The sequence below is a fragment of the Alistipes megaguti genome, from assembly GCF_944320325.1.
GTDB classification, from domain to species: Bacteria; Bacteroidota; Bacteroidia; order Bacteroidales; family Rikenellaceae; genus Alistipes; species Alistipes megaguti.
This window is the reverse complement of the sequence record NZ_CALUHA010000058.1, coordinates 1-6,911: the sequence shown is the minus strand read 5'-3', so window position 1 is coordinate 6,911 and position 6,911 is coordinate 1. Positions and strand designations below refer to the sequence as shown.

At 63.3% G+C, this 6,911-nt stretch carries 6 protein-coding genes and 1 pseudogene; 3 read left to right on the top strand and 4 right to left on the bottom strand.

Translation table 11 applies throughout. The features are described from left to right. From PUQ42_RS10190 to PUQ42_RS10180, 3 genes are all read left to right on the top strand, one after another. Positions 1–1,086: glutamate--tRNA ligase (locus PUQ42_RS10190; protein WP_273373404.1), on the top strand; the 1,086-nt coding region annotated here is incomplete at its 5' end. Between the two features lie 150 nt (positions 1,087–1,236). Beyond that, on the top strand, positions 1,237–2,292 hold the full coding sequence (locus PUQ42_RS10185; RefSeq protein ID WP_273373402.1) for an aldose epimerase family protein: 1,056 nt from the start codon (positions 1,237–1,239) through the stop codon (positions 2,290–2,292). Between the two features lie 173 nt (positions 2,293–2,465). Then, complete coding sequence (locus tag PUQ42_RS10180) at positions 2,466–3,116, top strand: hypothetical protein (protein WP_273373400.1); 651 nt, start codon at positions 2,466–2,468, stop codon at positions 3,114–3,116. A gap of 73 nt (positions 3,117–3,189) precedes the next feature. On the opposite strand, the gene uxuA is transcribed toward PUQ42_RS10180, so the two are convergent. From uxuA to PUQ42_RS10160, 4 genes and pseudogenes are all read right to left on the bottom strand, one after another. Then, entirely contained in the window at positions 3,190–4,368 is a 1,179-nt protein-coding gene (gene uxuA / locus PUQ42_RS10175; protein ID WP_273373398.1) for a mannonate dehydratase, read from the bottom strand. A gap of 81 nt (positions 4,369–4,449) precedes the next feature. Beyond that, positions 4,450–5,262, bottom strand: coding sequence for an SDR family oxidoreductase (locus tag PUQ42_RS10170; RefSeq protein WP_087403582.1), 813 nt, complete (start codon positions 5,260–5,262; stop codon positions 4,450–4,452). A gap of 7 nt (positions 5,263–5,269) precedes the next feature. Then, on the bottom strand, positions 5,270–6,355 hold the full coding sequence (locus PUQ42_RS10165; protein WP_273373395.1) for a LacI family DNA-binding transcriptional regulator: 1,086 nt from the start codon (positions 6,353–6,355) through the stop codon (positions 5,270–5,272). A 356-nt stretch (positions 6,356–6,711) separates the two neighbouring features. Further along, positions 6,712–6,911, bottom strand: a pseudogene (locus tag PUQ42_RS10160) (hypothetical protein); the annotation flags it as partial.

Below are 6,911 nucleotides of genomic sequence, written 5' to 3'. Positions count from 1 at the left end.
CGGGCCCGCATCGACCGCGGCGACCAGTGGGTCATCCGCTTCAAGATGCCCGAAAACCAGCTGGTCGAGATGGACGACCTGATCCGCGGCCATGTCGAGGTCAACACCTCGACGTTGGACGACAAGGTGCTCTACAAGTCGGCCGATGCGCTGCCCACCTACCACCTGGCCAACATCGTCGACGACCACCTGATGGAGGTTTCGCACGTCATCCGCGGCGAAGAGTGGCTTCCCTCGCTGCCGCTGCACTACCTGCTCTACAAGGCCTTCGGCTGGGAGGCCACGCAGCCCGCCTTCGCCCACCTGCCGCTGCTGCTCAAGCCCACGGGCGGCGGCAAGCTATCGAAGCGCGACGGCGACAAGATGGGATTCCCCGTCTTCCCGCTCTTCTGGAAGTCGCCCACAACGGGCGAAACCGCCCGCGGATACCGCGAGGACGGCTACTTCCCCGAGGCCTTCATCAACATGCTGGCGCTGCTCGGTTGGAACCCCGGCACCGAGCAGGAGATCTTCTCGATGCAGGAGCTGATCGACAGCTTCTCGCTCGAACGCGTCTCGAAATCCGGAGCCCGCTTCCAGCCCGACAAGGCCAAGTGGTTCAACGCCCAGTACATGCACCACAAGACGGACGCCGAACTGGCCGTTCTCTACCAGCCCATCCTGCGCGAGCACGGCATTGAAGTCTCGGACGAGGTGGCCGGACGTGCCGCCGGCATCATGAAGGAGCGCGCCACGTTCATCACCGATCTGTGGGACCTGACGTCGTTCTTCTTCGTGGCGCCGACCCAGTACGAGGAGAAGCAGACCCGCAAGTACTGGAAAGGACAGAACCCGGCCATCCTGCGCGAGGTGCGCGAGGTGCTGGCCTCGATCGACGACTTCTCGCTCGAAAACACCGAGCGCATCGTCCACGCCTGGATCGAGGAGAAGGGATACGCCATGGGCCAGGTGATGAACACGCTGCGTCTGGCGCTGGTGGGCGCCGGCAAAGGCCCCGGCATGTACGACGTCACGTCGTTCATCGGCAAGGAGGAGTGTCTGCGCCGCATCGACCGCATCCTCGAGGTGCTGCCCCCGGTCGAGTAGCAATCCGAGGGGGGGGGCAGGACAGACCGGACGGAACAAGGCCGAGCCTTGCTGCCTTGCTGAATGGAACCGGGCCGGACGGAACAAAGCCATGCTGAATGGAACCGGCAGGCCAAATGAAACTGAAACCGCTTAAAACTGCATGAAAAGATGGTCAATATTGAACAGAACGTATGGGGCATGCCCCCCGAGGGTGAGGCAATCATCCTCTATACGCTGCGCAACGACCGCGGGGCCGAGGTGCAGCTCTCGAACTTCGGAGCGGCCATCGTCTCCGTGAAGATGCCCGACCGCGAAGGCCGCATGGCCGACGTCGTGCTGGGGTACAAACACCCCGAAGGCTACTTCTTCGACGGTGCGGCCGCCGGCAAGAGTGTCGGCCGCTGCGCCAACCGCATCGCCTACGGCCGCATGACGGTCGAGGGCAAGGAGTACCACCTGGAGATCAACAACGGCGTGAACCACCTCCACGGCGGGACGAAGAACTTCGCCAACCGCGTCTGGGAGAGCCGCGTGGAGACCAACCGCGTGGTGATGGCACTCACGTCGGAGGACGGCGACCAGGGCTACCCCGGCGAGCTGTATGTCGAGGCGGTCTTCGACTTCGACGACGACAACGCCCTGGAGATCACCTACAAGGCCAAGACGACGCAGACGACCGTCGTCAATCTGACGAACCACGTCTACTTCAATCTGGCGGGCGAGTCGAGCGGCTCGGTGCTGGATCATGAGTTGCGTCTGAACTGCTCGAAGGTGCTGGAGATGAACGAGCGCCAGATCCCGACGGGCCGGCTGCTCGACGTCGAGGGGACGCCGCAGGATTTCCGCGAGTTCCGCTCGTTCCGCCCGGGCATCGACTCGGAGTTCAACCACATCCGCGACTTCCGCGGTTACGACCACCCGTTCGTCATCGACGGCTGGAAGCCCGATATCCTGGGTGAGGTCGGAACGCTGCGCGAACCGAAATCGGGACGCACGGTGACGGTACTCACTTCACAGCCCAGCGTGATGATCTATACGGGCAACTGGCTCTCGGGCGGCTGCCCCGAGACCAAGTCGGGAGGCCGCTACGAGGATTATGCCGGCGTGGCGATGGAGTGCCAGAACTACCCCGATGCGGTGAACCATCCGGAGTTCCCCTCGCCGCTGCTCCACCCGGGCGAGCTCTACTGCCAGAAGATCGTCTTCCGCTTCGGCACCTGCTGACGATTCCGCCCCACAAAAAAAGTTCTGTCTCCGATCGGAGGCAGGACTTTTTTTTGCACACGGTGGTTCCGGAAAGCGACGGGGCGTTTTCATCGGGTGTCAATCCGCTTTGGCACACGGATTGCTCTTACGGCCGGTAAATTGAAACAATCAAACCTTTAATCGGAACAAACATGAAAAGACTGCTCCTCTCTCTGACTCTGCTGGCCCTCGTGACCGCAGGATTCTCCGGGTGCTCCAAACAGCGCCAATGGAACCACGAACAACGAAAGGCCATGCGCGAAGCCCTGCGCTCGTATCGCCAGATGGTCTACCTCGACGACCTGACCGATGCCGAATTCGGGCTCTTCTCCGACGCGGTCGCCGGAACGCTCGAAAATGCCTACCCCGTCTACGTGGAGTTTATCCAGATGGAGGGCGTCGACGATACGGTCGACATGGTCGTCGTGACCGAAATCGTCGACGAACTCAACGCCGATGCCCGCAACATGCGCCACATCTTCCCCTACAACGTCCTCGTGGCTCAGGGAATTCTGCCCCAGGGGCTCGACCACGACCAGCTCAAGGCCTTCTACAACTGTCTGGCCACAAAGGTCAACAACACCTACTCCTCGACAGGGCAGTTCTTCAACGCCATTCTGGCCGACACGACCGACCTCTCGCAGATCAGCCAGCTGGAGAGCCAGTGCGCCAACGATCTCTTCAACTGGGAGGTGACCGAGATCGACATCACCGAGACCGTTACGCCCGTCACGCCCGCCGCCGGGGCATCCGCAACCTCGGCTCAGCCCGCCGCAACGACCTCGTCCAACAACGCCCGATAACGGCTCCGCACATACAAAAAGAGGGCTTCCGAGGCATCTCGGAAGCCCTCTTTTGCAGGTATCCCGCCCGTGGCTACCGGTCGGCGAAGAGCGATCGGGCAATGCCCATCTCCAGTCCGCGCAACTCGGCCAGTCCGCGCAGGCGGCCCAGACACGAATAACCCGGATTGGTCCGCTTGTGCAGGTCGTCGATCATCTGGTGGCCGTGGTCCGGACGCATCGGGATCGAGATCCGGCGGCGCTGTTCGACCTCGAGCAGCGCCTTCATCACCTCGTACATCGGCACGTCGCCCTCGAGGTGGTTCGCCTCGTAGAAGTTGCCCTCGGCATCACGCTGCGTCGAACGCAGGTGGACAAAGTTCACGCGGTCGCCCCAGCGGCGCATCATCCCCGGCAGGTCGTTCTTCGGCGAGACGCCCAGCGAACCCGTGCAGAGGCACAGTCCGTTCGAGGCGTTCGGAACGGCCTCGACCAACTTCCGAAAATCCTCCTCCGTGGAGAGGATACGCGGAAGGCCGAGAATCGGGAACGGCGGATCGTCCGGATGGATGGCCAGCACCGATTCCACCTCGTCGGCCACGGGCGTCACCTCGCGCAGGAAGGCGATCAGATGCTCGCGCAGCACCTCGGCCGTCACCCCCTTGTAGCGGTCGAGTTCGTGCTGGAACTGTTCCAGTGTGAAGCTCTCCTCCGAACCCGGCAGTCCGGCGATCATGTTGCGCGTCAGGAGTTCGATCTCGGCGGCATCCATCCGTTCGTAACGCGCCCGGGCCGCGGCACGCTCCGCCTCGGTGTAGTCCTTCTCGGCGCCGGGACGCTTCAGGATGAAGAGGTCGAAGGCCACGTAGGCCGCACGCTCGAAGCGCAGGGCCCGCGATCCGTCGGGCAGTTCGTAGGCCAGGTTCGTGCGCGTCCAGTCCAGCACCGGCATGAAGTTGTACGTGATGACGTGGATGCCGCACGCGGCCAGGTTGCGGATCGACTGCTTGTAGTTCTCGATATAGGGCTGGAAGTTGCCCGTGCGGGTCTTGATGTGCTCGTGGACCGGGATGCTCTCCACAACGGACCACGTGAGACCGGCATCGGCAATCAGCTGCTGACGGCGGCGGATCTCCTCGACGGGCCACACCTCGCCGTTGGGAATGTGATGCAGGGCATGGACGATATCGGTAGCTCCGGCCTGACGGATATCGGCGAGGCTGACGGGATCATTCGGCCCGTACCAACGCCACGACTGTTTACAAAGATACATGTTTTCTGGATTTGGGGAGGGCCCGCCTGCCGCGGCTTCCGGACCGATACGGCCGGCAAGGGCTCCTCCGGGATTCGTGTTTCAGATCGAGAAGGCGTCGAAGCCGCCGTCGACAACGGCCAGCGCGCCGGTCACAAACGACGATGCGTCGCTGATCAGGTAGTGGATCGTGCCGAGCAGCTCCTCGGGTTCGGCAAAGCGGCCCGCCGGCGTATGGGCGATGATCGTCCGCGCGCGGTCGGTATACGAGCCGTCGGGGTTGGTCAGCAGCGTGCGGTTCTGGTTCGTCAGCAGGAAGCCCGGAACGATGGCGTTCACGCGCATCTCGGGGCTGAACTTCATGGCCAGTTCGGCGGCCATGTACTTCGTATAGTTGGCAATGGCGGCCTTGGCGGCGCCGTAGCCCACCACGCGCGTCAGCGGACGAAGCGCCGACTCGGAGCAGAAGTTGACGATGACACCCTTCCGGCGGGCCGTCATCGCCTCGCCGAAGACCGTCGTCGGAAGCACCGTGCCGAAGAGGTTCAGATCCACCACCTTCCTGAAGGCGTCGACCTCCAGGTCGAGGAACGACTTGTCGGGAGCGATCGTGGCTCCGCCCATGTTGCCGCCGGCGGCGTTCAGCAACACGTCGATGTGGTCGTAGGCCTTCAGAATGGCGTCGCGATTGGCCTCGAGCGCCTCGCGGTTCAGCACGTCGGTGGTCAGGAACAGCGCCTCACCGCCCTTCCCGCGGATCGACGACACCAGCTCCGAGCCGGCCTTCTCGTCGCGGTCCAGCACGACGACTTTCGCCCCCTGCTCGGCCAGGTAGGCACAGATCGAACGGCCCAGAATACCGGCTCCGCCCGTCACGACAACCACACGGTCGCGAATGTCAAAGAGATTTTTCATGATCGGTTCAATTGATATTGTTGGTATAGTACGAAATATTCTCGCGCAGCAGAATATCGATCGGCAGGTTGTTGACCGCCGCCGGACGACGCCCCTCGACCAGCCATCCGCACAGCGCCATCACCCCGCAATAACCCTGCATCTCGGGGCGTTGGGCCACCAGGGCGGTGACCACCCCCTCCTCGAGCATCCGCCGGTTGCGGGCGATCACATCGTAGCCCACCAGCCGCACGTCGGTACGCTGCCGGGCTGCCAGGTAGCCGCCCAGAATGTGGCAGGTCGAATTGAAGGTCACGGCGCCGGCTATCGATCGGTGGCAGTCAAACAGTTCGTCGAGCATGCGGGCATTGTGCGCCCCGTCGTCCAGACGCAGCGACACATGGTGCAGGGTTCCGCGAAAATCGTGGCGCGCAAGATAGTCCCGAAAACCGCGCTCGCGCTCGCGGCACTGGTTCGAGCCGCCGTCACCGTGATGGAGGATCCGCCCCACGACGATATCGGCCCCGGGATCCAGCCGCTCGAAAAGCAGGCGTGCCGCCACCACCCCGGCATCGAACGACGAGGTGCCGTAGTAGGCCAGCCGGTGGCACTCCGGCAGATCGGAATCGACAAAGACATAGGGAATCTCCCGCCGGTCGAGCTCCCCGGCAAAGGGGATGACCCGCTCGGCAAAGAGCGTGGCCAGAAGCACACCGTCGAAGGACTCCGCCCGCAGCCGTTCGAGCAGCGCATCGAACGACGTCCGGTCGTACTGATCGAAATAAAAGCGGTGCACCTCGACGTTGTAACGCCGCGCCTCGGCCTCGGCCCGGGCGATGCCCGCCTCGAAGTCGGCCCAGTAATCGCCCTCGGCAAAACGGGGCATCACCACGGCCACCGCGTACCGACGTCCCGAAGCCAGCGAACGCGCAATCAGATTCGGACGGTAGTCGACCCGTTCGAGCACCTCCCGGATCCGGGCCAGATTCCCGGCCGAGACCTTTCCGCGGTTGTGGATCACGCGGTCGACCGTTGCCGTCGATACGCCCGCCATCCGGGCGATGTCGACGATCCGCACCGTCGCCACGGCTCCGCCATCCCCGGCCGGCTTCATCGTTGCGTCCGACGTCCTCGCCCCGGACCGGTCCCGTTCCGAAGGGGTCGGGGCGGCCGGCCGCGTCTTCGTCGGCGACGCGTCTCTCTCCGAGGGGATATCTTCGTGTTCTCGCTGCATGATCGTGTGCTTCGGATCTTGGGATCCGCGGTCCGACAAAAGTAGGTACTTTTTTCGAAAATAGCAAGTGTGTGCGCACACACTTATGATTTTGAGCAAAAAAAAAAAAATCCGACCCGCAGGTCGGATTTCATGGACGGAGCCAAAAGAGTCGATGCCGCCTCAGGTGCCAGGCATCCCGATGGTCCCACCCTCCGGAAGGCCGGTCGCGAGCCGCACCGAAGCCTTGGATGAGGCTACGCCGGATGCTTCAACCCCGGGAAGTCGGGCGACACGACGATGCGGATGGCCCGGTGGAGGATCGAGAACTCGAGCGGCGTATGGCCCAGCGGTTCGCCGTCGATCTCGACCGAGACCTCCGGCGACGACTCGATGCGGATGTGGCTGCCCCGCTCCTGAAGGATGTGGCGGATGCGGTAGATCCCGCCGTTGAAGA